The sequence below is a fragment of the Micromonospora sp. NPDC049282 genome, assembly GCF_043197045.1.
GTDB lineage: Bacteria > Actinomycetota > Actinomycetes > Mycobacteriales > Micromonosporaceae > Micromonospora.
Map to the genome: position 1 here is coordinate 60,573 of NZ_JBICSL010000004.1, position 23,557 is coordinate 84,129.

General features: G+C 75.7%; 24 protein-coding genes. 11 read left to right on the forward strand and 13 right to left on the reverse strand.

Annotated elements, in window-relative coordinates; genetic code table 11:
• Positions 1–27 precede the first annotated feature (27 nt).
• Complete coding sequence (locus ACGFI2_RS09570) at positions 28–870, forward strand: SDR family NAD(P)-dependent oxidoreductase (protein WP_393513344.1); 843 nt, start codon at positions 28–30, stop codon at positions 868–870.
• On the opposite strand, the gene ACGFI2_RS09575 is transcribed toward ACGFI2_RS09570, so the two are convergent.
• Entirely contained in the window at positions 871–1,239 is a 369-nt protein-coding gene (locus ACGFI2_RS09575; protein WP_393513347.1) for a DUF4180 domain-containing protein, read from the reverse strand.
• On the reverse strand, positions 1,232–1,678 hold the full coding sequence (locus ACGFI2_RS09580) for a helix-turn-helix domain-containing protein (protein WP_393513350.1): 447 nt from the start codon (positions 1,676–1,678) through the stop codon (positions 1,232–1,234). Before ACGFI2_RS09580 ends, ACGFI2_RS09575 begins: the two co-directional genes overlap by 8 nt.
• 90 nt (positions 1,679–1,768) lie before the next feature.
• Here ACGFI2_RS09580 and ACGFI2_RS09585 point away from each other — a divergent pair, with 90 nt between their 5' ends.
• From ACGFI2_RS09585 to ACGFI2_RS09595, 3 genes are all read left to right on the forward strand, one after another.
• Positions 1,769–2,536: a glycerophosphodiester phosphodiesterase family protein gene (locus ACGFI2_RS09585; protein WP_393513353.1), complete on the forward strand. Its 768-nt coding sequence runs from the start codon at positions 1,769–1,771 to the stop codon at positions 2,534–2,536.
• A 19-nt stretch (positions 2,537–2,555) separates the two neighbouring features.
• On the forward strand, positions 2,556–3,947 hold the full coding sequence (locus ACGFI2_RS09590; RefSeq protein WP_393513356.1) for an MFS transporter: 1,392 nt from the start codon (positions 2,556–2,558) through the stop codon (positions 3,945–3,947).
• Positions 3,948–4,051: 104 nt separating this feature from the next.
• Entirely contained in the window at positions 4,052–4,738 is a 687-nt protein-coding gene (locus tag ACGFI2_RS09595) for a thymidine kinase (RefSeq protein WP_393514124.1), read from the forward strand.
• A gap of 3 nt (positions 4,739–4,741) precedes the next feature.
• On the opposite strand, the gene ACGFI2_RS09600 is transcribed toward ACGFI2_RS09595, so the two are convergent.
• Positions 4,742–5,200: a hypothetical protein gene (locus tag ACGFI2_RS09600; protein WP_393513359.1), complete on the reverse strand. Its 459-nt coding sequence runs from the start codon at positions 5,198–5,200 to the stop codon at positions 4,742–4,744.
• Positions 5,201–5,308: 108 nt separating this feature from the next.
• Between ACGFI2_RS09600 and ACGFI2_RS09605 the strand changes: the two genes are divergently transcribed.
• Positions 5,309–6,454 (forward strand): PQQ-binding-like beta-propeller repeat protein, encoded by a 1,146-nt coding sequence (locus ACGFI2_RS09605; protein ID WP_393513362.1) that lies wholly within the window; start codon positions 5,309–5,311, stop codon positions 6,452–6,454.
• Positions 6,455–6,491: 37 nt separating this feature from the next.
• Positions 6,492–6,863, forward strand: coding sequence for a VOC family protein (locus ACGFI2_RS09610; protein WP_393513365.1), 372 nt, complete (start codon positions 6,492–6,494; stop codon positions 6,861–6,863).
• A gap of 5 nt (positions 6,864–6,868) precedes the next feature.
• Here the strand turns inward: ACGFI2_RS09610 and ACGFI2_RS09615 are convergent, their stop codons facing one another.
• Positions 6,869–7,714 (reverse strand): LLM class flavin-dependent oxidoreductase, encoded by an 846-nt coding sequence (locus ACGFI2_RS09615; RefSeq protein WP_393513368.1) that lies wholly within the window; start codon positions 7,712–7,714, stop codon positions 6,869–6,871.
• Between the two features lie 88 nt (positions 7,715–7,802).
• Entirely contained in the window at positions 7,803–8,789 is a 987-nt protein-coding gene (locus ACGFI2_RS09620; protein ID WP_393513370.1) for a tyrosine-type recombinase/integrase, read from the reverse strand.
• 82 nt (positions 8,790–8,871) lie between these two features.
• Here ACGFI2_RS09620 and ACGFI2_RS09625 point away from each other — a divergent pair, with 82 nt between their 5' ends.
• On the forward strand, positions 8,872–9,894 hold the full coding sequence (locus tag ACGFI2_RS09625) for a helix-turn-helix transcriptional regulator (RefSeq protein ID WP_393513373.1): 1,023 nt from the start codon (positions 8,872–8,874) through the stop codon (positions 9,892–9,894).
• A gap of 54 nt (positions 9,895–9,948) precedes the next feature.
• Here the strand turns inward: ACGFI2_RS09625 and ACGFI2_RS09630 are convergent, their stop codons facing one another.
• Genes ACGFI2_RS09630 through ACGFI2_RS09645 form a run of 4 tightly spaced genes read right to left on the reverse strand, consistent with a single transcriptional unit; the run spans position 9,949 to position 11,806 of the window.
• Positions 9,949–10,458, reverse strand: coding sequence for a GNAT family N-acetyltransferase (locus ACGFI2_RS09630; protein ID WP_393513376.1), 510 nt, complete (start codon positions 10,456–10,458; stop codon positions 9,949–9,951).
• Positions 10,455–10,982, reverse strand: a complete 528-nt coding sequence (locus tag ACGFI2_RS09635) for a DUF2087 domain-containing protein (RefSeq protein WP_393513379.1) — start codon at positions 10,980–10,982, stop codon at positions 10,455–10,457. The genes ACGFI2_RS09630 and ACGFI2_RS09635 overlap by 4 nt, the downstream gene beginning before the upstream one ends.
• Complete coding sequence (locus tag ACGFI2_RS09640; RefSeq protein WP_393513382.1) at positions 10,979–11,293, reverse strand: hypothetical protein; 315 nt, start codon at positions 11,291–11,293, stop codon at positions 10,979–10,981. The genes ACGFI2_RS09635 and ACGFI2_RS09640 overlap by 4 nt, the downstream gene beginning before the upstream one ends.
• A gap of 27 nt (positions 11,294–11,320) precedes the next feature.
• Positions 11,321–11,806 carry a GNAT family N-acetyltransferase gene (locus ACGFI2_RS09645; protein WP_393513385.1) on the reverse strand — a complete coding sequence of 162 codons (486 nt, stop codon included), beginning with the start codon at positions 11,804–11,806 and terminating at the stop codon, positions 11,321–11,323.
• Positions 11,807–11,900: 94 nt separating this feature from the next.
• On the opposite strand from ACGFI2_RS09645, the gene ACGFI2_RS09650 reads away from it, so the two are divergent.
• Together ACGFI2_RS09650 and ACGFI2_RS09655 are read left to right on the forward strand one after the other, a co-directional pair.
• Entirely contained in the window at positions 11,901–13,442 is a 1,542-nt protein-coding gene (locus ACGFI2_RS09650; RefSeq protein WP_393513388.1) for an ArnT family glycosyltransferase, read from the forward strand.
• A gap of 34 nt (positions 13,443–13,476) precedes the next feature.
• Positions 13,477–14,295 (forward strand): TIGR04222 domain-containing membrane protein, encoded by an 819-nt coding sequence (locus tag ACGFI2_RS09655; RefSeq protein WP_393513391.1) that lies wholly within the window; start codon positions 13,477–13,479, stop codon positions 14,293–14,295.
• A 15-nt stretch (positions 14,296–14,310) separates the two neighbouring features.
• Here ACGFI2_RS09655 and ACGFI2_RS09660 read toward each other — a convergent pair whose 3' ends face one another.
• Positions 14,311–15,111 carry a hypothetical protein gene (locus tag ACGFI2_RS09660; protein WP_393513394.1) on the reverse strand — a complete coding sequence of 267 codons (801 nt, stop codon included), beginning with the start codon at positions 15,109–15,111 and terminating at the stop codon, positions 14,311–14,313.
• Between the two features lie 398 nt (positions 15,112–15,509).
• On the opposite strand from ACGFI2_RS09660, the gene ACGFI2_RS09665 reads away from it, so the two are divergent.
• Positions 15,510–18,266: a LuxR C-terminal-related transcriptional regulator gene (locus ACGFI2_RS09665; RefSeq protein ID WP_393513397.1), complete on the forward strand. Its 2,757-nt coding sequence runs from the start codon at positions 15,510–15,512 to the stop codon at positions 18,264–18,266.
• 183 nt (positions 18,267–18,449) lie between these two features.
• Positions 18,450–18,998, forward strand: coding sequence for a hypothetical protein (locus tag ACGFI2_RS09670; protein ID WP_393513400.1), 549 nt, complete (start codon positions 18,450–18,452; stop codon positions 18,996–18,998).
• Between the two features lie 85 nt (positions 18,999–19,083).
• Here ACGFI2_RS09670 and ACGFI2_RS09675 read toward each other — a convergent pair whose 3' ends face one another.
• The 3 genes from ACGFI2_RS09675 to ACGFI2_RS09685 are packed head-to-tail and all read right to left on the reverse strand — an operon-like array spanning position 19,084 to position 23,556.
• Positions 19,084–19,644, reverse strand: coding sequence for an NADPH-dependent FMN reductase (locus tag ACGFI2_RS09675; protein WP_393513403.1), 561 nt, complete (start codon positions 19,642–19,644; stop codon positions 19,084–19,086).
• The gene (locus tag ACGFI2_RS09680) at positions 19,644–20,771 is read right to left on the reverse strand and encodes an LLM class flavin-dependent oxidoreductase (protein WP_393513406.1); all 1,128 of its coding nucleotides are present in this window, start codon (positions 20,769–20,771) and stop codon (positions 19,644–19,646) included. The genes ACGFI2_RS09675 and ACGFI2_RS09680 overlap by 1 nt, the downstream gene beginning before the upstream one ends.
• 4 nt (positions 20,772–20,775) lie before the next feature.
• Positions 20,776–23,556, reverse strand: a complete 2,781-nt coding sequence (locus ACGFI2_RS09685) for a cytochrome P450 (RefSeq protein WP_393513409.1) — start codon at positions 23,554–23,556, stop codon at positions 20,776–20,778.
• Position 23,557 lies beyond the last annotated feature (1 nt).

The window sequence follows — 23,557 nt, forward strand, 5'->3', positions numbered from 1 at the left end:
CGCCGCCGGGGTGAGACCGTGACAGGCGTGAGCGGACCCGTCGTGTTGATCACCGGCACGTCCACCGGCATCGGCCTGGCCACCGCCGTGGGCGCGGCCCGCGCCGGCTGGCGGACCGTCGCCACGCTGCGCGACCCGCGTCGCGCCGGCCCGCTGCGCGACGCCGCCGACGCCGCCGGGGTCGGCGACCTGCTGGAGGTACGCCGGCTCGACGTCGTCGACGAGGCCTCGGTCGCCGCCTGCGTCGCCGACGTGGTGGCCCGCCACGGACGCCTCGACGCGGTGGTCAACAACGCCGGCGCCGGACACGTCGGCACGCTGGAACAGGAGACCGTCGACGAGGTCCGGACGGTGCTGGAGGTCAACTTCTTCGGCGTCCTGCACGTCACCCGCGCCGCCCTGCCGCACCTGCGCGCCGTCAACGGCCGGCTGATCACCGTCACCAGCGTCGGCGGCGTGGTCGGACAGCCGTTCAACGAGGCGTACTGCGCGGCGAAGTTCGCCGTCGAGGGGTTCATGGAGTCCCTCGCTCCGGTGGCGGCCACCGTGGGCGTCAGCGTCTGCGTGATCGAGCCCGGCGCGGTGGCCAGCGAGTTCGTCGCCAACGTCGGGATCGACCCGGACGCCGCCGTCGCCGCCGCCGGGCCGTACGGGCCGGCGCTGCGGGCGTACCTCGATCGCAGCTCCGGCGCGTTCGCGGCCGCGCAGTCCCCGGCCGATGCCGCCGCGGCGGTGGTGGCGACGCTGACCGACCCGGAGCCCGCGCCCCGGGTGCAGACCTCCCCCGCCGCGCGGCAGTTCGTCGCGATCAAGCTGGCCGACACCGACGGCCTGGGAGTGACCGCGCTGACCGCCGGCTGGCTGCGGTAGTCAGCCGGCAGCGCGCAGCCGGTCGTCGAGGGCGGCCAGGTCCGGCACGAACCACACCTGGTCGTGGCGGTTGGATTCGGCGACCAGCGCGCGCAGCGCGTCGCTCGCGGCCAGGTGCGCGGAGATGTCGCCGACGACCACCAGGCGCAGCCGGTAGTTGACGAACTTCTGCATGACCTCCCCGGCGAAACGGGTGCCCAGCGCGAAGAAACTCGGGTCGAGCCGCTCGGCGGGCACCGCCACCACCGTGGCGCCGGCGAACGCCGCGCCGATCAGGTCCAGCGCGTCGGCCTCGGTGGCGATCGGCGGGCCGGCCGGATCGCACCGCAGCACCGTCACCCCGGCGCGCTCGCACAACTCGTCAGCCACGGTCGGCCTCCCCGGCGAGCAGGCCGTTGTCGCCGTCGAGCACCGCGTCGAGCAGGCGTAGCAGCTCGGCGGTGGCGGCCAGGTCGCCCAGGATCACGATCTTCATGCGGTGACGCTCCTCGTCGTGGACCGTCTGCACCCGCAGCGGACGGTCCGGGTCGTGGTGGGTGTTGACGCCGGCCAGCACCAGGGTGGCGAGCCGGTCGGCGGCGGCCCGGTCGACGCCGTCGAGCGCCACGACGCTCGACACCTCCGCCGCCGCGCCGGGTGGTGACGCCGGGCGGCCGGTGAACGCGTCGAGGTCGGCGCGGGCCACGCGGTACTGCTTGCCGATCCGCGTCGCGCGCAGCCGCCCGGCGCGGATGTAGCCGCGCACCGTGCGCACGTGCAGCCCGAGCAGCTCCGCTACCTGCTCCACCGAGTACATGTCGTTACTCATCGCACCCTATGCTAGCCGTAACAGGGAACGATAGGGAATTGGCCCCGGCCGGGCCACCCGGGTGCCGTCCGCGCCCGGCATACTGCCGGCGTGCAGCCCCGTCACGGCTACCTCGACGCGCCCACGCCGCTGGCCTTCGCTCACCGCGGCGGCGCGGCCGACGGCGACGAGAACACCGCCGCCGCGTTCGCCCGCGCCGTCGCCCTGGGCTACCGGTACGTGGAGACCGACGTGCACGCCACCGCCGACGGCGTGCCGGTGGTCTTCCACGACCCGACGCTGCGCCGCGTCACCGGCGAGCCCGGCCGCATCGCCGACCTGCGCTGGGCCGATCTCGCCTCGGTACGCGTCGGCGGCGCCGCCGTGGTGCCCCGCCTCGACGACGTCCTCACCGCCTGGCCGGAGGTCCGGTTCAACGTCGACGTCAAGGCCGACGGCGGGGTGCAGCCCACCGTCGCCGCGGTCGGCCGGGCCGGCGCCGCCGACCGGGTGCTGCTGGCCTCGTTCAGCGACGCCCGGCTGACCCGGCTGCGCGCCCTGGCCGGCCCGACGGTCGCCACCAGCCTCGGCATGCGCGGGGTGGCCCGGCTGCGGATGGCCTCGCTGCACGGGCGGTCGCTGCGGCTGCCGCCGTCCGTGGTCGCCGCCCAGGTCCCGGTCTCCTACCGGCGGATCCCGGTGGTCGACCGGCACTTCCTCGCCTACTGCCACCGGATCGGGTTGCAGGTGCACGTCTGGACGATCGACGAACCCGCCCAGATGCACCACTTACTTGATCTTGGTGTGGATGGCATCATGACCGATCACGTCGGCGTGCTCCGCGACGTCTACCGCAGCCGCGGCCACTGGGCCGCCTGAGCCACTCGAGGACCGCCCGATGGCCGATACGGTCACCCCCGCCGTCGCCGAGCCCGCGTCACCGGGCAGCACCCGCCGCGAACGCACCGGCTGGTACTTCTACGACTGGGCGAACTCCGCATTCCAGACTACCGTCATCACGGTCTTCCTCGGGCCGTTCCTGACCACCGTCACCGAGCTGGCCGCCGGCTGCGAGTTGGGCGCCGACAGCTGCGACGGCGTGGTGCACCCGCTGGGCATCCGCGTCGCCGCCGGCTCCTACTACCCGTACCTGATCTCGCTGTCGGTCTTCCTCACCGTGTTCGTGCTACCCGTGGTCGGCGCGATCGCCGACCGGTCGGCGCACAAGAAGCGGCTGCTCGCCGCCGCCGCGTTCACCGGCGCCGCGGCGACCATCGCGTTCGCGTTCGTCACCGGCGAGCGCTACCTGCTCGGCGGCGCGCTGTTCCTGATCGCGAACATCTCCTTCGGCGCCGCCGTGGTGGTCTACAACTCGTTCCTGCCGCAGCTCGGCGGCCCGGACGACCGCGACGGCATCTCCAGCCGGGGCTGGGCCATCGGCTACCTCGGCGGCGGGCTGCTGCTCGCGCTCAACCTGGTCGCGGTCACGATGCTCAGCGAGGAGGGCAACGCGCAGCGCACCCTCGACCTGGCCCGCTGGTCGATCGTCTCGGCCGGGGTGTGGTGGGCGGCGTTCACCCTGCTGCCGCTGCGCTGGCTGCGTGAGCGCCCCACCGCCGCCGCCCGCCACGGCGGCGGCAACGTGCTCACCGACGGGTTCCGGCAGCTCGGCCACACCCTGCGTGAGATCAAGGCGTACCCGCTGACGCTGTTCTTCCTGCTCGCCTTCCTGGTCTTCAACGACGGCATCCAGACCGTCATCACGCTCGCCAGCCAGTACGGCACCGAGGAACTGCGGCTGGAACAGGGCACGCTGATCGTGACGATCCTGCTGGTGCAGTTCCTCGCCTTCGGCGGCGCGCTCGCCCTGGGCGCCCTCGCCAAGCGCATCGGCGCCTGGAAGACCGTGCTGCTGTCGCTGGTGCTCTGGACCGGCGTGATCATCGCGGCGTTCCGGCTGCCCGCCGAGGCGCCGGTGCCGTTCATGATCCTCGGCGGCTGCATCGGCCTGGTCCTCGGCGGCAGTCAGGCGCTGAGCCGCTCGCTGTTCAGCCAGCTCATCCCCGCCGGCAAGGAGGGCGAGTACTACGGCTTCTACGAGATCAGCGACAAGGGCACCAGCTGGCTCGGCCCGCTCGCCTTCGGCCTGGTCTTCCAGCTCACCTCGTCCTACCGCGTCGGCCTGGTCTCCCTGCTGATCTTCTTCGTGGTCGGCTTCGCGCTGCTGGCCGCCGTGCCGATGCGCCGGGCCATCCTCGCCGCCGGCAACACCCCACCGCGGGTGCTCTGAGGCGGGCCGGCGCCGCCGGCGGATCATCGCGGCCCGGATGCAGCGGCGTCGATCGGCTAGGCTGCCCCGACGTGACCGACGACCCCGCTGCCGCCCCGACCTGCCTGGCCCGCCCCCTGCCGGGGCCCGGCGACGACCGCGCCGGCGGCTGCGCCGCCGCCCGTGGCGTCGACGGCCGTCCGCTGCACGCCGCCGCGCTGAAGTTCTTCTGGGGCCCGATGGACTGCGGCAAGTCCACCATGGCCCTGCAGATGAACTACAACCACGCCCGGCAGGGCCGCCGCGGCCTGGTCACCACCCGCATCGACCGCTCGCTGGGTCCGCAGGTCACCACCCGCATCGGCCTGGCCCACGAGGCCGTCGAGGTCACCGACGGCCTCGACCTGCGCGACCTGGTCCGCTCCGCCTGGGCCGAAGGGGTACGCGTGGACTACCTGATCTGCGACGAGGCGTCCTTCTACGCCCTGGAACACGTCGAGCAGATGGCCGAGCTGGTCGACAAGTTCGACGTCGACGTCTACGCCTTCGGCCTGGCCACCGACTTCCGCTCCTGCCTGTTCCCGGCCGCGCAGCGGCTGTTCGAACTGGCCGACGAGGTGGCCCGCATCCAGGTCGAGGTGCTCTGCTGGTGCGGACGTGAGGGGCTGCTCAACGCCCGGGTGGTGCAGGGCCGGGTGGTCCGCGAGGGCGCGCAGGTCGTCATTGGCGACACCGTCGACAGCGCCGACGTGCGCTACCAGGTGCTGTGCCGGCGGCACTACCGCTCCGGCGACCTCGGCCCGCGCGCCTGAGCCTCAGAACGGGTCCCCGCACACCCGCCAGCCCCCGTCCTCCGGCACCACCGGAAGCTCACGTTCCTCACTGCCACCGCCGTCGCGGTTGAGCCGCACCACCACCGTGGCGCGTGGACGCCCGGCGCGGGTCGTCACCGACACGTCGACGATCTCGTAGCCGCTGACCAGCGGCGGGGTCCGCACCCAACTGCCGAAGCCGGTCTGACTCCACCGCCCGCGCGCCTCGGCGCACAGCCGCCCGTACGCCCGGTCGGTGTCGCCCGCGGCCACGTCGCGGAAGAACCCGTCCGCGGTCTCCCGCACCGGCCCGCCGGCCTGCAACACCACCTGGGCGTTCCACACCGCCAGCCCGGCCACCCCGATCAGGCAGGTGCCCAGGCCGAGCCCGGCGACCAGCACACCCGCGCGCATCGGCCGGCGACGCCGGGCCGGTCGGTGCCACACCTGCTCCCTGCCCATCACCACCGACGGTAGGCAACCGGCGGCCGGTCCGCAGCCGGTTGTGCCGCAGTCGCCCCCGTGACCGCGGATCGTCTACCGTCGGGCGACCAGTCGCGAGGAGCCCGGATGACGCAGGACCGGCGCACGGACCGTTCCGGACCGGCGACCATCGAGCTGAACCGGCCGGCCGCCGCGCCCCGACCGGCGTCACCCCGGCGGTGGTGGATCGCGCCGGTGCTCGCCGCCTGCCTGCTGCTGGGCGCCGCCGCGCCGACCCGACCGGCGGCGATCACCGGGCCGCCGCTGCCGGCCCGGGCCGCCCTGCTGGCCGCCGGCGGGCTGCTGCTGGTCGCCGACGCGACCACGTTGACCGGCTACACCACGACCGGCCGGATGACCTGGCGCGTCCCGGCGCCCGCCGGCGCGTGGTCCGCCGCGTCCGTAGGTGACCTGGTGCTGGTCACCACGCGCGACTCCGCCGGCCAGGTGACCGGCACCTCGGCGTACGCGGCCGGCACCGGGCAACCGCGCTGGCGCCGCCCCGACCGCGTCCAGCCGGCCGGCGCCGCCGCGGTGGCGGTCACCGAGGTCCGCGGCGTCGCCGACCCCGGCCGGCGGCGGATCCAGGGCGCGGTGCGCGGCGTCGACCTCGCCACCGGCGCGGACCGCTGGTCGACGCCGGTGCCGTCGACCGCCGTGCTCGTGGCGGCGCCGGGCCGGATCGTCGTGGTGCACGACACCGGGCTGGCCCGGGTGTACGACGTCCGCCACGGCGTGGCGATCGCCGAGACCCGCCTGCCACCGGCCGGATACGCGCCGGACAACCCGCTCGCCGTCGGCGACCACCTGGTGCTGCGGCACCCGGCTCCCGGCGGGACCACGCTGAGCGGCTACGACCTGCCGTCGCTGACCCCGCGCTGGCGGCTGCTGCTGCCGGTCGGGGAGACGACCGCGCCCGGCTGCCCCCGGCTGCTCTGCCTGGTCGGGCTCGCGGACCGGCGGGCGCTCGACCCGGACACCGGCGCGCAGGTGTGGCGGTGGCCCGGTGGGGCCGGCTGGCAGCCGGTGCCCGGCGACCGCGACGCGACGCGGCAGGTGCTGCTGCGCCCGGGCGGCGACGGTCGCACCCTGGTCGTCGACGTCGGCGCCGACGGCCCGCACCCGGGCGCGACGCTGCCCGCCGGCATCCGCGACTGTCACCTCGTCGCCGACGCGCTGGCCTGCCGGGGCCCCGACGGCCGGCTGACCGTGCGACCCGCCGCCGGTACCTGACAGCAGGTGGCAGGTACCGGCGGCAGACTCCCTCGACATGACGACACACGCCGACCTCGCGATGGTCAACCTGGACAGCTCCGACCCGGCCGCCCACGCGGCCTTCTACGCCCACGCCCTCGGCTGGGAGATCACCCACAGCGAGGCCGAGTACGCCATGATCGTCTCCGGTGGCACCTCGATCGGCTTCGGCCTGGTGCCCGGGTACGCGCCGCCGGCCTGGCCGGACGGGACCGGCGCCAAGCGCTACCACCTCGACCTGGTCGTCGACGACGTGGCGCTGGCGGAGAAGGACCTGGTGGCGGCCGGCGCGACCCGCCCGGACCACCAGCCGGGCGGCGAGAGCTGGACCGTGCTGCTCGACCCGGTCGGGCAGCCGTTCTGCCTGTGCCCCCGCCGGAAGGACTGACCGGCTCAGCGCAGCGGGCCGCGGGCGACCGCGGCCCGCATCGCGGCCGGGTCGCCGGCCGGCACGTACTCCAGCCACCAGGTGGCGCCCGCCGCCGCCAGGTCGGCCAGGTAGGCGCGCTCGGCGCGCTCGTCCGCACGTCGCCGCCGGCCGCCGACGGCCACGTCGAACGGCTGGCCGTCGGCGCGGGTGGGCGGCAGCGCGGCGACCAGGGCGGCCACCTCCTCGGCGGTGAAGTCGGACCAGCCGTCGGTGTCGGTCAACTTGTAGGGCACGATCCCGTCGGCCCGGGCCGCCCGCCGCAGCACCGCCTTCGCCTGGGTGCTGCCGCCGACCCAGACCGGCACCCGGGGGGACTGCACCGGCGTCGGTCGCAGCGCCACGTCCTCGGCGCGGTAGTGGACGCCCCGGTGGCTGACCCGCTCACCGCCGAGCAGCGCGACCAGCAGGTCGAGGCCCTCGTCGAGCATCGCCGCGCGGGTCTTCAGGTCGGTCGGCTCGCCGAACGCGGCCAGCCCGCGGTCGGCCGGATCGCCGACCCCGACCGCGACGCCCGCGCGCCCGCCGGAGAGGTGGTCGAGGGTGAGCACCTCCCGGGCCAGCTTCGCCGGGCGGCGCCGGGGCAGCGCGGTCACCGTGGTGCCCAGCCGGATCCGCTCGGTGCGGCCGGCCACCGCCGCCAGCACCAGCCAGGGATCCCAGGTCGGCGGGTCGTCACCGGCGTGGTGGATGAGGTAGTCCTCCAGGAACACGCCGTCCCAGCCGGACCGCTCGGCCGACTCGCCGAGCGCGACCAGGTCGGCCACCGTCACCGAGGCGCCGCCGCAGGAGATCTCCAACCCGTGTCGCATGGCGGCACCCTACGGCGCGGGTGCGACGCTCAGGCCGGGGACATCATAGGGTCGAGCATGCGGAGTGAGGACTCACTCCGTCAATGGATTATCCGCGTCGACGGGCGCGGGCCGCCCAGATCGCGTACGCCGGATCGCGGTCCAGGTTGTGCCGGTCCCGGTCGTAGCGGCGGGTGGTGCGCGGATCGGCATGCCCCATCGCGTCCTGCACGTCCTCCAGCGGCACCCCTTCCGAGCGCGCCGTGGTGGCGAACGCATGCCGCAGCGAGTGCGGCGACAGGCGCGCCCAGGCGGCGATCCCGGCGCTCTGCGCGAGGCGGCGCACCAGCCGGAACACGGCGTGCCGGTCCAGCCGCCCGCCGGTGGCGGTGACCAGCAACGGGCCGGTCAGCTCCGGCACCGTCACCCCCTGGGCGGCGGCCCGGTCCGCCAGGTAGGCGTCGAGCGCGTAGGCGGTGCCCGGGGTGAGCGCGCGACGGCGTACCTTGCCGCCCTTGCCGACGAAGCGGACGCTGCGGTGACCGCGCTCCGCGCCCAGGTCGGCCAGGTTCAGCGAGACCAGTTCGCCGACGCGCAGCCCCAGGTCGGCCAGGAGCGCGAGCGCGGCCCGGTTGCGGGCCGCGGTCGGGCCGGTGTCGGCCTCGGCGGCGGCCAGCAGCGCGTCGACCTCCTCCGGGCTCAGGCCGACGGTGGCGGAGTGGTCCCGGTCGACCCGGGGCCGGTCCGCCGCGGCGACCGGGTTGGCCGGCACCGCGCCCAACCTGACCAGGAAGTCGTACCAACTGGACAGCGCGGACAGCCGGCGGGCCACGGTGGCCGGGGTGAGCGGGCGTCCGTCGCGCCCGCGCGGGGTGGACTCCAGCTCCCGGCCGTACGCGTTGACGTCCAGGAAGGTGACCCGCAGCGGCTCCACGCCGCGCTCGGCGCACCAGCGCAGCCAGCCGTTGACGTCGCGGCGGTAGGCGTCGCGGGTGTGCTCGGACAGGCGCCGGTTGCGCAGCCACGCCTCGGTGAAGTCGGCCGGGCCGCCGGGCAGGGCGGGACGCGCGCGGGGCAGCACCTCGGGACGCAGCATGTGAGAAAGGTTCTCAGTCGGTGGCGCGTTTCGCGACGAGGCGCGCCCGAGAAGGATTTCCGGCACGGGTTACCGTCACCGGATGCGCGCCAGCCGGCTGGTCTCCCTGCTGCTGCTCCTGCAGACCCGGGGGCGGATGACCGCCGGGGAACTCGCCGACGCCCTGGAGGTGTCGGTGCGGACCGTCTACCGCGACGTCGAGTCGCTCGGCGCCGCCGGCGTCCCGGTGTACGCCGACCGGGGCCCGGCCGGCGGCTACCGGCTGCTGGAGGGCTGGCGTACCCGGCTCACCGGGCTGACCGGGCCGGAGGCCGAGGCGCTGTTCCTCGCCGGCCTGCCCGGGCCGGCCGCGGAGCTGGGACTGGCGTCCGCGGTGACCGCCGCCGAGCTGAAGGTGCGCGCCGCGCTGCCCGGGGAACTGGCCGACCGCAGCGGCCGCATCCGGCAGCGGTTCCACCTGGACGCGCCCGGCTGGTTCCGCCACCCGGAACCGGTGCCGTACCTGGAGACGTTGGCCGGCGCGGTGTGGGAGGACCGGCTGGTGCGGCTGCGCTACCGGCGCTGGCGCGCCCCGCGCGAGGTCACCCGGCTGGTCGCCCCGCTGGGCGTGGTGCTCAAGGCCGGCCGGTGGTATCTGGTGGCCCGCGGCGAGGACGAGGTGCGCACCTACCGGGTCGGCGCGGTGCTCGACGCGAGCGTCGCCGACGAGCGCTTCGACCGGCCCGACGGGTTCGACCTGGCCGCCTACTGGCGCGAGTGGACCGCCCGCTACGAGCGCGACGTCTACCGGGGCGAGGCGCGGATCCGGCTCACCGCCGCCGCGCTGGAGTTCATGCCGTACGTCTTCCCGCCGGAGATGAGCCGGGCGGCCCGGGCGGCGGCCGGTGAACCCGGCCCGGACGGCTGGCTGGACACCACCGTGCCGATCGAGTCGGTCCGGCACGCCCACGCCGAGCTGCTCAAGCTCGGCGCCGAGGTGGAGGTGCTGGCGCCGGCGGAGCTGCGCGACCGGTTCACCGCGACCGCGCACGCGCTGACCCGGCTCTATCCGGCCGACGCCGACGCGGGGGACGCCGGCGCACCAGCCTCCCCCGCGTCGGCGTGAGGCGCTCAGGCGGTGGTGAGCTGAGTCAGGGCGACTCAACTTTCGATTTCTGTTTCAGCGCGGCGCCGCCATGTCGTCAACCCGCGCCGGCAGCGACTTCTCGAACCAGTGCTGCGCGTACGGGCCGGCGTTGAACGCCGGGATCTCCCGGTAACCGTGCCGGGCGTAGAGGCCGCGCGCCTCGACCAGGTCGGAGCGGGTGTCCAGCCGGATCCGGCCCGCGCCGGCGTCGCCCGCGCACGCCTCGACCGCGGCGAGCAGCGCGGCGCCGCCACCGGCGCCCCGGTGCGCGGGGCGCACGTAGACCCGGGTCAGCTCCGCCCAGCCCAGCTGCCAGCGCAGCCCGGCGCACCCGGCCAGCCGGCCGTGGTGGCGGGCCAGCACCAGCAGCCCGGTCGGCGGGGCGAGGTCGTCGCTGGGCATCTCGGCCAGCGCGGCGTCCACCTCCCCGGGGCGCTCCGGGCGGCCGTACCAGCGGCGGACCATCTCCGACATGTATTCGCGCAGCAGCACCTCCGCGTCGGGCTCGTCGGGCCGGGCGAGGTGGGTCGTCCAGCCGGTCACGGGCCGGTCCGCCAGTAGACGCCGTGCTCGCGGGTGAGCAGCATGTCGTCGATCAGGTAGCGGCGCAACGAGACGTGGTCGGCCTCGCCGCCCTCGCACCAGGGGCGCAGCGCGTCGTCCACCGCACGCTCCGGGTAGCGCAGCCCCGGCTCGAAGGTGCGCTCGGTGATGTGCTCCAGCAGCACCCGACGCCGGCCGCGCTGCGCCGGCAGCCGGGTCAGCGCGCCGTCGCGCAGGAACGTGCGCAGGATCGCCTGGCGCGGGTCGGCCGCCGGCGCCGCCGGTGACGTCGCGGCGGCCCGGGCGAACTCGCGCAGCCGCTCACCGTCGACCCGCAGCCCGGCGTCGTCGTCGGCCAGCACACCCACGTCGGTGAGCCGCCGCACGGCGGTGGCCGCGTCACGGGCGGGCAGGCCGGTGCGGGCCACCACGGCGGGCACGTCCCGGGCGCCGAGCACGATCGCGGCGAACACGGCGCGGCGACGCTCGTCGGCGAGCGCCCCCGCGAAAGCTTGTGCGGTCACGGCCGCAGCCTGCCAGCAGCCACCCGGGACGGCCAGGCGTTTTCGCGGGCGCCGGACTCAGGCCGGGACCGTACGCGCGGCAGGGTGACCTCGCGCTGCCCGCCGTCGGCGCCGTCGCGCAGCGCGATGCGCAACTCTCCGTCGAGCACCAGGAAGAACTCGTCGGTGTGGTCGTGGCTGTGCCAGACGTGCTCACCGGCCACCTTCGCGATCCGCACGTCGTAGTCGTTGACCGTGGTGACGATTCGTGGACTCCACAGCTGGTCGAAACGCGCCAGGGCGGCGGCCAGCTCGATCGGTTCAGCGCTCATCCCGCGATCCTCACGCACCGTCGCGCGTCACAGGAACCGGTGCATGACGTGCAGGCCCACCCGCCCCGCGCGCGGATGGGCGAACGCCTCGGGCACGGTGCCGACCACCGTGAAGCCGAGCTGCCGGTAGAGCGCCACCGCCGCGGTGTTGGTCTCCGCCACGGCGTTGAACTGCATCGCGGCGAAACCCCGCCGGCGGGCCCAGTCCAGCGCCTCCTCGCACAGCGCCCGGCCGACGCCCCGGCCGCGGGCGGCCGCGGCGACCATGAAACTCGCCGTCGCCACGTGCGACCCCGGCCCGGGCCGGTTGGCGCCCATCTTCGCGGTGCCGAGCACCGCGTCGTCGTCCACCGCCACCGAGGTACGCCCCGGCGGGCGTTCCATCCACACCTCACGCGCCACCTCCGCCGGCCAGGCCGGGTCGTAGACGAACGTGTCGGCGGCGGTGACGACGTCCTGGACGATCGGCCAGACGTGGCGCCAGTCGGCGTCGGTGCAGTCCCGGATGCGCATCGCCGGCACGGTAGCGCCGGCCGGGGGCGTCCCGCCACCGCTTTGTGGCGAACCCGGGCAGCGCCGCCCACCTCGGCCGGGCCATCATGGGCGGATGGCCGAACCCGTCACCGACATTAATCGCCCCGGCTTCGCCACGCCCGCCGGGCCGCCGCCCACCGGGCCGCGCACGGCGGTGCCCTGGCTGGTCGGCGCGGCCGTCACCGCCGTGCTGCTGCTGCTCGCCGGCCGCTACGGCTACCACCGCGACGAGCTCTACTTCCTGCTGTGCGGGCGGCACCTCGACTGGGGCTTCGTCGACCAGGGGCCGCTCGTGCCCGCCCTGGCCCGCGCCGCCGACACGATCGCGCCAGGCAACCTGGTGCTGCTGCGTACCCCGTCGGCGCTGATCGGCGGCGCCGCGGTGGTGCTGGTCGCCGCGCTCGCCCGGGAGTTCGGCGCCGGCCGCGCCGCCCAGTCGACCGCGGCCGCGCTCGCCGCCGCCTCCGGCATCGTCCTGGCCGGCGGTCACCTGCTCAGCACCACCACCGTCGACCTGCTGGTGTGGTTGGTCGCCGCGTTCTGCGTGACGCGGATGCTGCGCACCGGCGACACCCGGTGGGCGCTCGGTGCCGGACTGGCCCTCGGCGTGGGGCTGCTCAACAAGCCGCTACCCGCCCTGCTCGGCGTCGGTCTGGTCACCGGCGTGCTGATCGCCGGGCCACGCCCGCTGCTGCGCGACAGGTGGGTCCTCGCCGGCGCGGCGGTCGCCGCGCTGTTCGCCGCGCCCTACCTGGTGTGGCAGGCCGCGCACGGTTTCCCGCAGCTCTCCGTCGCCGCCGCCATCGCCGGCGGCGACAGCTCCTACAGCGGCCGCGTCGACGCGGCCCTGCTGCACCTGGTCATCATCAGCCCGCTCGCGATCCCGGTGTGGGTGGCCGGGCTGGTCGCGTTGCTGCGCCGCCCGGCCTGGGCGGCCTACCGCGCGCTGGCCTGGGCGTGGCTGGTGGTGCTCGCGATCGTCGTGCTGGCCGGCGGCAAGGGCTACTACGACGCGCCGCTGATGCTCGTGCTCACCGCGGCCGGCGCGGTGCCCACCGTCGAGTGGGCCCGCCGCGGAGCGGCCCGTGCCCGGCAGGCGCTGGTCGCCGTCGCCGCCGTGCAGATGGTGGCCGGCAGCGCGGTGCTGCTCCTGCCCACCCTGCCGGCCGACCGGCTGCCCGGCTTCGTGGTCGCCGTCAACTACGACGCCGGTGAGACCATCGGCTGGCCGGCGTTCGCCGACTCGGTCGCCGCCGTGCACCGCGGCCTGCCGGCCTCGGAGCGCGACCGGGCGGTCGTGCTCACCGGCAACTACGGCGAGGCCGGCGCGCTGGCCCGCTACGGTCCGGCGCGTGGCCTGCCCCGGGCCTACTCGGGGCACAACAGCATGGCCGGCTTCGGCCGACCGCCGGCCGACGCCGACGTGGTGATCGCCGTCGGCTGGTCCCGCCCCGACCAGCTGCGTCGCTGGTTCACCGAGGTCACCGAGGCCGGCCGGGTCGACCAGCGGGTCGACGTCGACAACGACGAGAACGGCGAACCGATCTTCCTCGGCCGGGGCCTGCGCCGCCCCTGGGCGGACATCTGGGACGGCGAGGTCCGTCACGCCTCCTGATCACCGGCGCGGCCGGCGGGCCATACTTGTCGCCATGCTCTGGGGTGTCAGCGGGCCGCTCTTCCTCCTCGACTACCTGGGCGCGGTGGCCCTGGCCGTCACGGTCGCCCTGGCGGTGCGGGAGCTGACCGGGCGCCGGGCCCGCGGCGCGACGCCCGACCGGGTCGAACTGGCGTACCTCACCGACCGGGCGCTGCTGGCCTGCCAGGTAGGCGTGGCCGCGCTGCGCCGCGCCGGCGGAGTGACCGTCGGCGAACTCGCCACCCTGCACGCCGACGGTCCCCCGCCGCCCGGCTCACCCGCGCTGGTCCGCGCCCTGCACACCGCGCTGCGCCGCCCGCAGACCTGGGCCGCGGTCCTCGCCGACCCCGAGGTCGGTCGGGTGCTGCGCCGCAGCGTCGGCCGGCTGGCCCGCGACGGCTGGCTGCTCACCCCCGCGCAGCGGCGGCGGGTCGCCCTGGGCACCCTGCCCCTGTTCGCGGTCGCCGCCGTCGGCGTGACCCGGCTCGTGGAGAGCGCGGTCGAGGGACGCACCGCCGGCGGCCCGGCGTCCGTCGCCGGGTTGCTGCTCTGCTGCCTGGCCACCGCGCTGGGCGGCTGGTGGCTGACCGAGGTGCCCGAGACCGGCGCCGCCGCCCGCCGTCTGCTGCGCCGGTTGCGCCGCGAACACGCCGACCTCGATCCGGAACGCCGCCCGGCCTGGCAGGGACGGGACACCGACGCGCTGCTGACCGCCATGGCGCTGTTCGGCCCCCGACCGTTGCTCGCCGTCGACCCGGCCTTCGCCGTGCAGGTCGGCGTCGACCCGGAGCGCGACCGCCCCCGCCCCGAACGCCGGCCCGCCCGCCGCTGAGCCCGGCCGCCGCCCTCAGCCGCGCCGCCCGACAGCCCCCGGGGGTACGACGCCCTGGTGCCAGCGCGGCGAACGGCGCGGGCCACCGGAGCGCCGTGACATCGAACGGATCAACCCGGCGTGCACCCGCTGTTCGTCGCGTTCGGTCAGCCCGAGCTGGTTGTGCAGCAGGTGCACCATGCCGAACGCCGCGGCCCCGTCGTAGCCGGGCGCGTGCCGGTGCCTCTCCAACAGCCGTGACCAGCAGGTCAGCGGGTGCCGCTCGGTGGCCAGCGCGGCGGCGATCCGCCGCCACCGCGCCGGCGACACCACCGCGACGTCCCGGGCGCCCGCCACGACGGGCGCGTCGGCGACGCGCAGCGCGGGACAGGTGCGTACCGCCGCCACCATGGTCAGATCGACGGCGGCGCCGAGCCGGGCCGGCCGGTTCGGCGTCATCCCGATCAGCTCCACCGCCACGTCGACCAGCCGGAGATCGGGCGTCGGCGGCCCGCAGAGCCGCGGCAGGCGCGTCGGCCCGTGCGCGCCGACCGCCGCGCAGAGCCCGGCCAGCCGCGCCGCCAGCAGCCCCGGCGCGCCACCGAGCAGGTGGATGTCGACCACCCGCGGCGACTGGCGGGTGAACGACCAGCCGGACAGCTCCCCGACGGCCTGCAACTCGCGCAGGAGCGGGCCGATCCCCCGCGTCACGAACGCGTCGGCCACCGCGGCGCGCGGGGGCAGCAGGCATCGAAACACGTGCCAGCGATCGGGCGTTGCCTCCTCGACCCCGATCTCCGGTGGACTGTCCAGGCAGGATGGAACATGCATCGTCATGAACGGTTCCCCCAACGTAGGCGTCGCACCCGCCGCAGTCGACGGTAGGCGAAGCCCACCGATGCGACAGTAGGGAAAACCCGACAGTGGGGTGAACTGAACGCGAGCGCGGCGGCGCGGCGAGTAGCGGGACCGGAAACCGAACGCGGTCGGTTGACCACGGCCGATTCCTCTTCCAAGACGGCCAGATTCAGCCACTCTCGCGATCGTCACAGTTGTTTCACGATCGTACAGTGGCACCGGGCGCTCGCCCGACGCCGGCAATGTTCCCGCTGGGTCGGGCACGCCACGCGGTCCACAAGGGGCGGAACTGGGGGGCGGCTGATGCTGGACCGGACCATGTCACCTGGCGTCGCCCGACCTGGTCGCGTCGGTGCGGACCGCCCAGCGGTGCGCCGGTGACCGGCGTGGAGCCGGCGTCGCCCGGCGGACCCCTCGAACCGCTGATCGGTCGCAACTGCGCGCTCGACCTGTTCGACCGGGCGCTGTGCGCGGCCCGTGCCGGGCAGCCGTCGATGCTGGAGTTCGCCGCCGACCCGGGCTGCGGCAAGACCCGCCTGCTGCGCGAACTGGCCGTCCGGGCCGGGCGGGCCGCCGTGCCGGTGCTCGCCGCCGCCGGCGGCGACTGCGACCGGATGCGGCGGCTGCTCACCGCCTCGGCGGACCCGGCCGCCACGGCGGCACACCGGCCGGACCCGGCCCCGGGCGCGGTGGTGCTGCTCCTGGACGACCTGCACCTCGTGCCGCCGACGGTGGCGGCGCTGCTGGCCCGGTTCGCGCAGGCGCCGCCGGCCGGGCTGCTGCTGGTCGTCGCGTACCGTCCGCGACAGATGCCCGGATGGGCGACCGCCGCGCTCGGCGGCGTCGTCCAGCTCAACCGTCGCACGTTCACCCTGTCGCCGCTGGACCCGGCCGGCGTGGCCGCGCTGCTCGGGCTCCCGGACGGCCGGGCCGGGCAGCGCGTGCACCGCCTCTCCGGCGGGGTGCCCCGCTACGTGCTCGCCTACCGCCCCGAGGCGCTGGACGGCGCGGTGGCCGCGCTGCGGGGCCTGCCCGTGGAGCTGCCGTTCGAGGTCACCGCCGCGGTCCAGCTCGACGTGGACGCGCTCGAGCCCGACCAGCGGCAGATGCTGGAGGCGGTCTCGGTGTGCGCGGAGGGGTTCGAGCCGACGCTCGCGGGCGCGCTCGCGTGCCGGGATCCCGCCGCCACCAGTGACCTGCTGGACGGGCTGGTCGCCGCCGACCTGCTGCGCACCGACCCGGCGCTCGCGCCGACCCTGCGGTTCCGGCACGACGTCGACCGGGCGGTGGTCTACCGCTCGCTGTCCCCCGGGCGGCGCCGCCGCCTGCACGCCGTCGCCGCCGACATCCTGCGCGACCTCGGCCACCCGGTGACGCGCTACGCCGAGCACCTGTCGGCCGGTGGGCAGTGCACCGATCCGGCGGCGGCCGACGCGCTGATCGAGGCGGCGGAGAACCCGCGGACGCCACGGCTGGACGCCATCCGGTGGCTGAGCGGAGTGGGCCGGCTGCTGCCGGACGCCGGGCCGACCGACCCGCGCAGGATCCGCCTGGACTTCGCCACCGCGGACGCCCTGGTCGGCGCGGGACGGCTGCGCCAGGCCCGCACGCTGTTGCAGGACCTCAGCCGCCGGGCGTTGCCGGACGAGGACCAGCGGGTGCGGGCGCTTGTCGCCCGGGCCCGCGTCGAGCGCCTGCTGGGGCGGCCGTTCGACGCGTACGCCCTGCTGCTGCCGCGCCTCGACGCGCCGGCCGGGCCGCGCGCACGGTTCGACCTGACGGTGGAGGCCGCCGTGGCGGGCGCGCTGTGCGGCGCGGCCGGCGCCGGGCAGCACGCGTGCGACCTGGGCCGGCTCGCCGACCAGCTCGACGAGCCCGGGTGCCGGACCACCGCCGTGGTGGTCCGCTGCTTCGTCGCGGCGCACGTCGACTGCGGCTTCCCGGCCGAGGAGGCGCTGGGCCGCGCGTCGTCCGAGGTGGACACGCTCGCCGACGACGAACTGGCTCGGCACCCGGACCTGCTGGCGCTGCTGGCCTGGGCCGAGCACCTGCTCGAACGGGACCGGTCGGCGTTGCACCACTTCGACCGGGCGTTGGAGGTCTGCTGCCGCGCCGGCCTGGTCGCGCTGACCCCGTGGTTGCTGGTGGGGCGCTGCGCGGTGACGTGCCGGCTGGGCAGCCTCGACCGGGCCCTGAGCGAGGGCGAGGACGCCGAGGAGGTGGCCGTGGCGATGGGGGTCGAACCGCTGGTCGGGCTGGCCCGGGCGCACCGCGCCATCGCGGTGGCCTGGCGTCGGGGTCCCGCCGCGGCCCGCCAGCTTGCCGAGACCGCCGTCCTGGACGCCGCCACCCGGCGGCCCAACTGGTACGACGGGGTGAGCCAGCGGGTGGCCGTGCGGCTGCGGTTCCTGGCCGGCGACCGGGTCGGTGCGGCGCCGGCGTTGCTGCGCGCCTGCGGTGGCGTCGAGCTCGGCCAGGTGGAGGCGTCCGGTCGTGCCTGCTGGGCCTCGTCACTGGCCGAGATGACCCACCGCGCCGGCCGGCGGGACGAGGCGCTGCACTGGCTGGCGGTGGCCGGGCGGCACGCGCAGCGGCGGCGACTGCGCGGGCAGAGCGCCATGGTGCGGATCAGCCGGGCCCGGCTCACCCTCGACGCCGACCCGCGCGGCGCGGCGGAGCTCGCCGGCGCCGCCGCCGACAGCTTCGCCGACATGGGCTGGCGGTTGGACGAGGCGTCGGCCCGGCTGGTCCGGGCGCGGGCGCTGTGCGACGTGCGGGAGTGGACGGCCGCCGAGGTGGAGCTGGCCGAGGCGCGCCGGATCGCCGACCTGGTCGGCTCGCCACCGCTGCGGCGGGCGGTGGCGAGCGTGCAGAGCCGGGCGGCCGGCGCGGCGGGGCGACGCCCCGACGGCGCGTCCCGAGGCGAGCTGACGCTGACCCGGCGGGAGTGGGACATCGCCCGCCTGGTCGCCGCGGGGGCGAGCAACGCCGAGGCCGCGGAGCAGGTGTACGTGACCGTGAAGACGGTGGAGGCCCACCTGACCCGGATCTTCCGCAAGACCGGGGTGTCCTCACGGGCGGCGTTGGCGGCGCTACTGGCCACCGGCGCCGTCAACTATCGGGGCCCCGCATAGCACCCCAGTTCGTGCGGGTGGACCGAAGAGAGATGAAGGATAGGCGACCGCAGGATGGTGTCGGACATCTAGGCTCCTGTCATACTGAGATCCGATATCTTGTCTCCCACCATCGAGCACCCCCCGTTCAAGCAGATCGGACGGCCTCGCTGCCCCACCGGACATGCGCAGGAAGGCATCGCCGTGAGCCAATACATCATCACCATCGTCCCGGTGGAGGACGACGGCGAGGAGATCACCGGTCCGGTGGCCCAGACCGTCGTGCGTCTGGACACCGGCGACGGTCACCCGGTCGTCCGGGAGCTCACCGTCCGTGCTCCGCAGAGCGCCGGCCTGACCGGCGAGCTGCCGTATGTCGACTTCGACGCCCTGCTGCGCGCGTTCGTCCCGCCGCAGGACCGCGAGCGCGGCCGGAGCCCCGGGTCCGGCAACCGCCCCGAGCAGGGCGTGGGGCCGGTCCCCGCGGCCGTCGCCGTAACCCCCGCCGCGGTCGCGCCCGCGCAGCCGCCGCCGCGACCCGCCCGCCGGCCGGTCGAGCCGGAGCGCCTCAGTCGGCTCAAGAGCGGGCGGGCCTACCGGCGGGCGCCCGATCCGGCCGACCTCGAGGCGGTCTACGAGCAGGTCGGCACCATCAGCCGGGTGGCCGAGCACTTCGACGTGCCGGTGCACACCGCACAGGGCTGGATCAGCCGGCTGCGACGCAAGCACGGCACCGAGGTGAGCGCGGGCTGACCGCCCGCCGTGATGGGCGCGGGCTGACCGCCCGGGCCCGGCTCGGGCCGTCCGGGCCGTGGTGAGCGCGGGCCGACCGCACGGCTCAGGCCGGCCGGGCCGGCCCGGCCAACGCCTCGGCCACGGCCGGCGCCGCGCCGTCCAGCCACCGCCCGATGCCCACCTCGGCCGTGTCGAGTTCGCGTTCGAGCACGCACAGCCCGGGCACCGGAACGCAGGCGCCCACCTCGGCGAGCAACGCGCCCAGGTGGGTGTCGACGACGCGGCGGTGCCCGGCCCGGGCGGCGGTCATCAGCGGCACCGCCACCACGCCGGCGAGCGCGCCGCGGGGAAGCACGTCCACGAAGAGCTTCAACAGGCCGCTGTACGCCGCCTTGAAGGTGGGGCTGGCCACCAGCAGCAGCCCGGGACGGCGGACGGACTCCAGCACCTCGTCCAGCGCCTCCGGGCGGCTGCCCTGACCGACCAGCTCCGCGGTCAGCTCGGACAGGTCGACCACGCTCGGCCGCCCGACCGGGGTGGGGCTGCCGGCCAGCCGTTGGTGCAGCGCCGCCGCGGTGCTCAGCGCGACGGTCCGGGTCCGGGAGTGCGGCTTCGGATTGCCGATCACCACGGTCATCGGCAGGTGCCGCGACGACGCCGCCATCACCGCGCCGCCAACTCGGGCGCCCGGCCGGCGTCCGGGGCGAGCAGGCCGTCGTGCCGGAGCAACGGCAGCACCCCCTCACCGACCCAGTACGCCTCCTCCAGGTGCGGCTGTCCGGAGAGGATCAGGTGGTCGACGCCCGCGGCGTGGTACTCGGCGATCCGTTCGGCGACCTCCTCGTGGCTGCCCACCAGCGCCGCCCCGGCGCCCGGCCGGACCAGCGAGTAGCCGGCCCAGACGTTCGGGTGGACCTCCATCCGGGCGTTGCCGCCGGCGTGCAGCGCCGCGGCCCGCCGCTGCCCTTCCGACTCGGTACGCGAGAACCGCTTGCGCGCCGCGTCGATGCGCGCCTGGTCGACGCCCGCGAGCAGCCGCTCCGCCTCGGCCCACGCCTCCCGGGCGGTGTCCCGGGTGATCACGTGCAGCCGGCTGCCGGTACGCAGCGTCCGCCCCGCCTCGGCCGCCCGGTCGCGGGCCCGTTGCAGCAGCTCACCGAGGAGGGCCGGGGTCTCACCCCAGGCGAGATAGACGTCCGCGTGGCGGGCTGCCGCCTGTTGCGCCGCGGGTGACGAGCCGCCGAGGAACACCGTCGGCGCGGTTTCCGGCGGCCGGGCCAGCAGCGCGCCCCGCACCCGGTAGTGCTCGCCGGTGTGGTCCACCGGCTGCCCGGACCAGAGCCGGTTCAGGATGGCCAGGAACTCCTCGGCCCGGGCGTAGCGGTCGTCGTGGTCCAGCCAGTCCCCGTAGCGGTGCTGTTCGTCGGGGTCGCTGCCGGCGACGATGTTGAGCAGGACCCGGCCGCCGGTGACGCGGTCCAGGGTCGCGGCCATCTGGGCGACCAGAGTGGGCGAGACGAGCCCCGGCCGCAGCGCGATCATGAACTTGAGCTGTTCGGTCTGCGCGGCCAGCGCGGACGCCACGATCCACGGGTCCTCGCAGAACAGCCCCGCCGGGGTGAGCACGCTGGCGAAGCCGAGCCGGTCGGCGGCCTGGGCCACCTGGGCGAGGTAGCCGACGTCCGGCCGGCGGCGGGTGATCCGCGTGGGCCGGCTGCCGCCCCGCGACGGCTCGGCCAGGTCCCGGCCGTCGCCGTGCGAGGGCAGGAACCAGTGCAGTTCCAGTGGCATCGGGTCACTCCCCCCTCGGCGCGGTGTCGAAGCGCGCGGGCATCGCGGTGATCGCGTTCATGAAGTTGGTCCGCATCCGGCGAACCGGTCCGGTCAGCCGCAGGCCGGCCAGGTGCGGGCGGACCGCGGTGAGGAACGCCGCCATCTCCAGCCGGGCCAGGTGCGCGCCGAGGCAGAAGTGCGGTCCGATGCCGAACGCCAGGTGCGGGTTGGGATCGCGGCCGAGGTCCAGCCGGTCCGGGTCGGCGAACGCCTCCGGGTCCCGGTTGGCCGAGCTGTAGAAGACGACCACCTTGTCGCCGGCGGCGATCCGGGCGCCGTCGAGCACGGTGTCGCGGGTGGCGGTCCGCCGGAACTGCATGATCGGGGTGACCCAGCGGAGCAGCTCCTCCACCGCCGGCCCGGTCAGGTCCGCCTCGGCGATCAGGCGGTCCCGCTGCGCCGGATGCTCCAGCAGGGCCTGCACGCCGCCCGCGATCAGGTGCCGGGTGGTCTCGTTGCCGGCGATGACCAGCAGCAGCCACAGTTGACACAGCTGCGCGTCGGTCAGGCCCCGGCCGTCGGACTCGGCGTGCACCAGCAGACTCATCAGGTCCTCGGTGGGCCGGTCCCGCCGCTGCGCGGCGAGCTGCCGGACGTACGCGAAGGCGGCCGCGAAGGTGTCCCGGTAGCGCTGCACGCTGCCGCCGCCGTGCTCCGGGTCGTCGAAGCCGACCAGGTTGTTGCTCCACTCGAACAGCAGCTTGCGGTCCGTGGCCGGCATGCCCAGCAGGTCGGTGAGGACCAGCAGCGGCAGCTCGGCCGCCAGATCGGCCACCACGTCGATGTCACCGGCGGCCACCGCCCGGGAGACCACCTCCTCGGCGTGCCGGGTGACCATCTCGCGCAGGCGTCCCACCGCGCGCGGGGTGAACGCGCCGGCCACCAGGCGGCGTACCCAGGCGTGTTCGGGCGCGTCCATGTTGATCAGCAGTTGCCGGTTGCGGTCCAGGTCCTGCGGGGTACGCGCGTCGGCGAGGAAGGCGCCGCCGGCGGCCGAGGAGAAGAGCGCCGGGTCACGCGAGACCGCCGACACGGCGGCGTACCGGGTGACCGCCCAGAAACCAGGCCCCCGAGACGTGGTCTCGCCGTGCTGGTCGGTCCGGGTCAAGGCGACCTCGTCGACCCAGGCGACGGGCGTCTCCCGACGTCGCCGGGCGAACTCGGCGTGCGGCACGCCGGTCAGGTACGTCTCCGGGTCGGCGAGCAGACCCGGCGGGGCCGGCGCGTGCCGGTGGCGGTCCCGCAGCGCGGCGCGCGGCACCTTGCCGGTGGGCTCCCGGGGGATCCGGTCGACCAGCTCGTAGGAGCGCGGCACCTTGAACCCGGCCAGCCCGGCCCGGCAGTGCGCGTCCAGGATCGCCTCGACGCCCTCGGCCGGCCACGCCGGGTCGAGCTGCACCAGCGCCCGGACCTGTTCGCCGAACTCGGCGTCCGGCACCCCGACGACCACCCCGTCGGACACCGCCGGGTGGGTCAGCAGCACCGCCTCCACCTCGGCCGGATACACGTTGACCCCACCGGAGACGATCAGTTCCGCCGAGCGTCCGGTGAGGTACAGGTAGCCGTCGTCGTCGAGCCGGCCGAGATCACCGAGGGTGAAGGTGTGCGGGGCGACGTGCGCCTGTTCGGTCTGCTCCGGGGCGTTGTGGTAGTGGAAGCCACGGCCCGGGGGACGCCGGACGGCGACCCGGCCCTCCTGCCCGGCCGGGACCGGGCGGCCCTCGTCGTCGACCACCAGGACCTCGGTCGGCGGCGCCGGCCGGCCCACCGTGCCGGGTCGGGCCAGCCAGGTGGGCGAGTCGGCGAGGGTGACGATGCCGGCCTCGGTGGCGGCGTAGTACTCCACCAGCACCGGACCCCACCAGTCGATCATCGCGCGCTTGGTCTCCGGCGGACACGGACCGCCGCCGTGCCAGATGCGGGCGAGGCTGGCGCCGGAGAACGCGGCGCGAGTGGCCTCGTCGACCCGCAGCAGGCGGATGAACTGCGTCGGCACCAGGTGACTGATGGTGATCTTCTCGTCGTCGATCACCCGCAGCACCTCGACCGGGTCGAACCGCCGGCGCATCACCAGGGTGCAGCCGCGCAGCAGCGGGAACTGGGCGAAGAAAAGCTGGGCCGAGTGGTACCAGGGGCCCACCAGCAGGGCCCGCCCGCCGGTCGGGATGCCCAGCCCGCCACCGAGCGCGGCCGTGGTGCCGGCCACCCGCTCGATCGGCGCGCCGACGGTGAGCAGCGGGTTGACCACCCCCTTGGGCCGGCCGCTGGTGCCCGAGGTGTAGAGCAGGACGCCGCCGGAGACCGCCGGCCCCACGTCGCCGGCGGGCAGCTCGGCGACCCGGGTGAACCCGTCCCCGCCGTCCACGGTGACCAGCACGGGAGGCGCTTCCGGCACCCGGTCGACGGCGGCGCGCACGGTCGGGGCGTAGGCCGCCTCGGTGAGCACCGCGCGGGCGCCGGAGTCGGCCAGGATGTGCGCGATCTCCGGCGCGGTCAGATGCCAGTTCACCGGCACCGCCACCAGGCCGGCGTGCACGCAGGCGAGCAGCGCCTCGAAGGTCTCGTGCCGGTTGCCGAGCACGAACGCCACCCGGTCGCCGACGGTGAGGCCGGCGCCGCGCAGCGCCCCGATCCACCTGTCGACCGCGCGGTCCAGCTCCGCCCACGTGCGGGTGCCGTCCTCGTCGACCAGCGCGGTGTCGCCGCCGGCGTCCCGGACCATGTTCTCCAGCAGCTCGGCCACC

What these genes read in the sequence shown, in the direction of transcription:
- ACGFI2_RS09580 (WP_393513350.1), bottom strand. Translation starts at nt 1,678, where the DNA reads ATGAGTAACGACATGTACTCGGTGGAGCAGGTAGCGGAGCTGCTCGGG.
- ACGFI2_RS09590 (WP_393513356.1), top strand. Translation starts at nt 2,556, where the DNA reads ATGGCCGATACGGTCACCCCCGCCGTCGCCGAGCCCGCGTCACCGGGC.
- ACGFI2_RS09600 (WP_393513359.1), bottom strand. Translation starts at nt 5,200, where the DNA reads ATGGGCAGGGAGCAGGTGTGGCACCGACCGGCCCGGCGTCGCCGGCCG.
- ACGFI2_RS09605 (WP_393513362.1), top strand. Translation starts at nt 5,309, where the DNA reads ATGACGCAGGACCGGCGCACGGACCGTTCCGGACCGGCGACCATCGAG.
- ACGFI2_RS09610 (WP_393513365.1), top strand. Translation starts at nt 6,492, where the DNA reads ATGACGACACACGCCGACCTCGCGATGGTCAACCTGGACAGCTCCGAC.
- ACGFI2_RS09615 (WP_393513368.1), bottom strand. Translation starts at nt 7,714, where the DNA reads ATGCGACACGGGTTGGAGATCTCCTGCGGCGGCGCCTCGGTGACGGTG.
- ACGFI2_RS09620 (WP_393513370.1), bottom strand. Translation starts at nt 8,789, where the DNA reads ATGCTGCGTCCCGAGGTGCTGCCCCGCGCGCGTCCCGCCCTGCCCGGC.
- ACGFI2_RS09625 (WP_393513373.1), top strand. Translation starts at nt 8,872, where the DNA reads ATGCGCGCCAGCCGGCTGGTCTCCCTGCTGCTGCTCCTGCAGACCCGG.
- ACGFI2_RS09640 (WP_393513382.1), bottom strand. Translation starts at nt 11,293, where the DNA reads ATGAGCGCTGAACCGATCGAGCTGGCCGCCGCCCTGGCGCGTTTCGAC.
- ACGFI2_RS09645 (WP_393513385.1), bottom strand. Translation starts at nt 11,806, where the DNA reads ATGCGCATCCGGGACTGCACCGACGCCGACTGGCGCCACGTCTGGCCG.
- ACGFI2_RS09650 (WP_393513388.1), top strand. Translation starts at nt 11,901, where the DNA reads ATGGCCGAACCCGTCACCGACATTAATCGCCCCGGCTTCGCCACGCCC.
- ACGFI2_RS09655 (WP_393513391.1), top strand. Translation starts at nt 13,477, where the DNA reads ATGCTCTGGGGTGTCAGCGGGCCGCTCTTCCTCCTCGACTACCTGGGC.
- ACGFI2_RS09660 (WP_393513394.1), bottom strand. Translation starts at nt 15,111, where the DNA reads ATGACGATGCATGTTCCATCCTGCCTGGACAGTCCACCGGAGATCGGG.
- ACGFI2_RS09675 (WP_393513403.1), bottom strand. Translation starts at nt 19,644, where the DNA reads ATGGCGGCGTCGTCGCGGCACCTGCCGATGACCGTGGTGATCGGCAAT.
- ACGFI2_RS09680 (WP_393513406.1), bottom strand. Translation starts at nt 20,771, where the DNA reads ATGCCACTGGAACTGCACTGGTTCCTGCCCTCGCACGGCGACGGCCGG.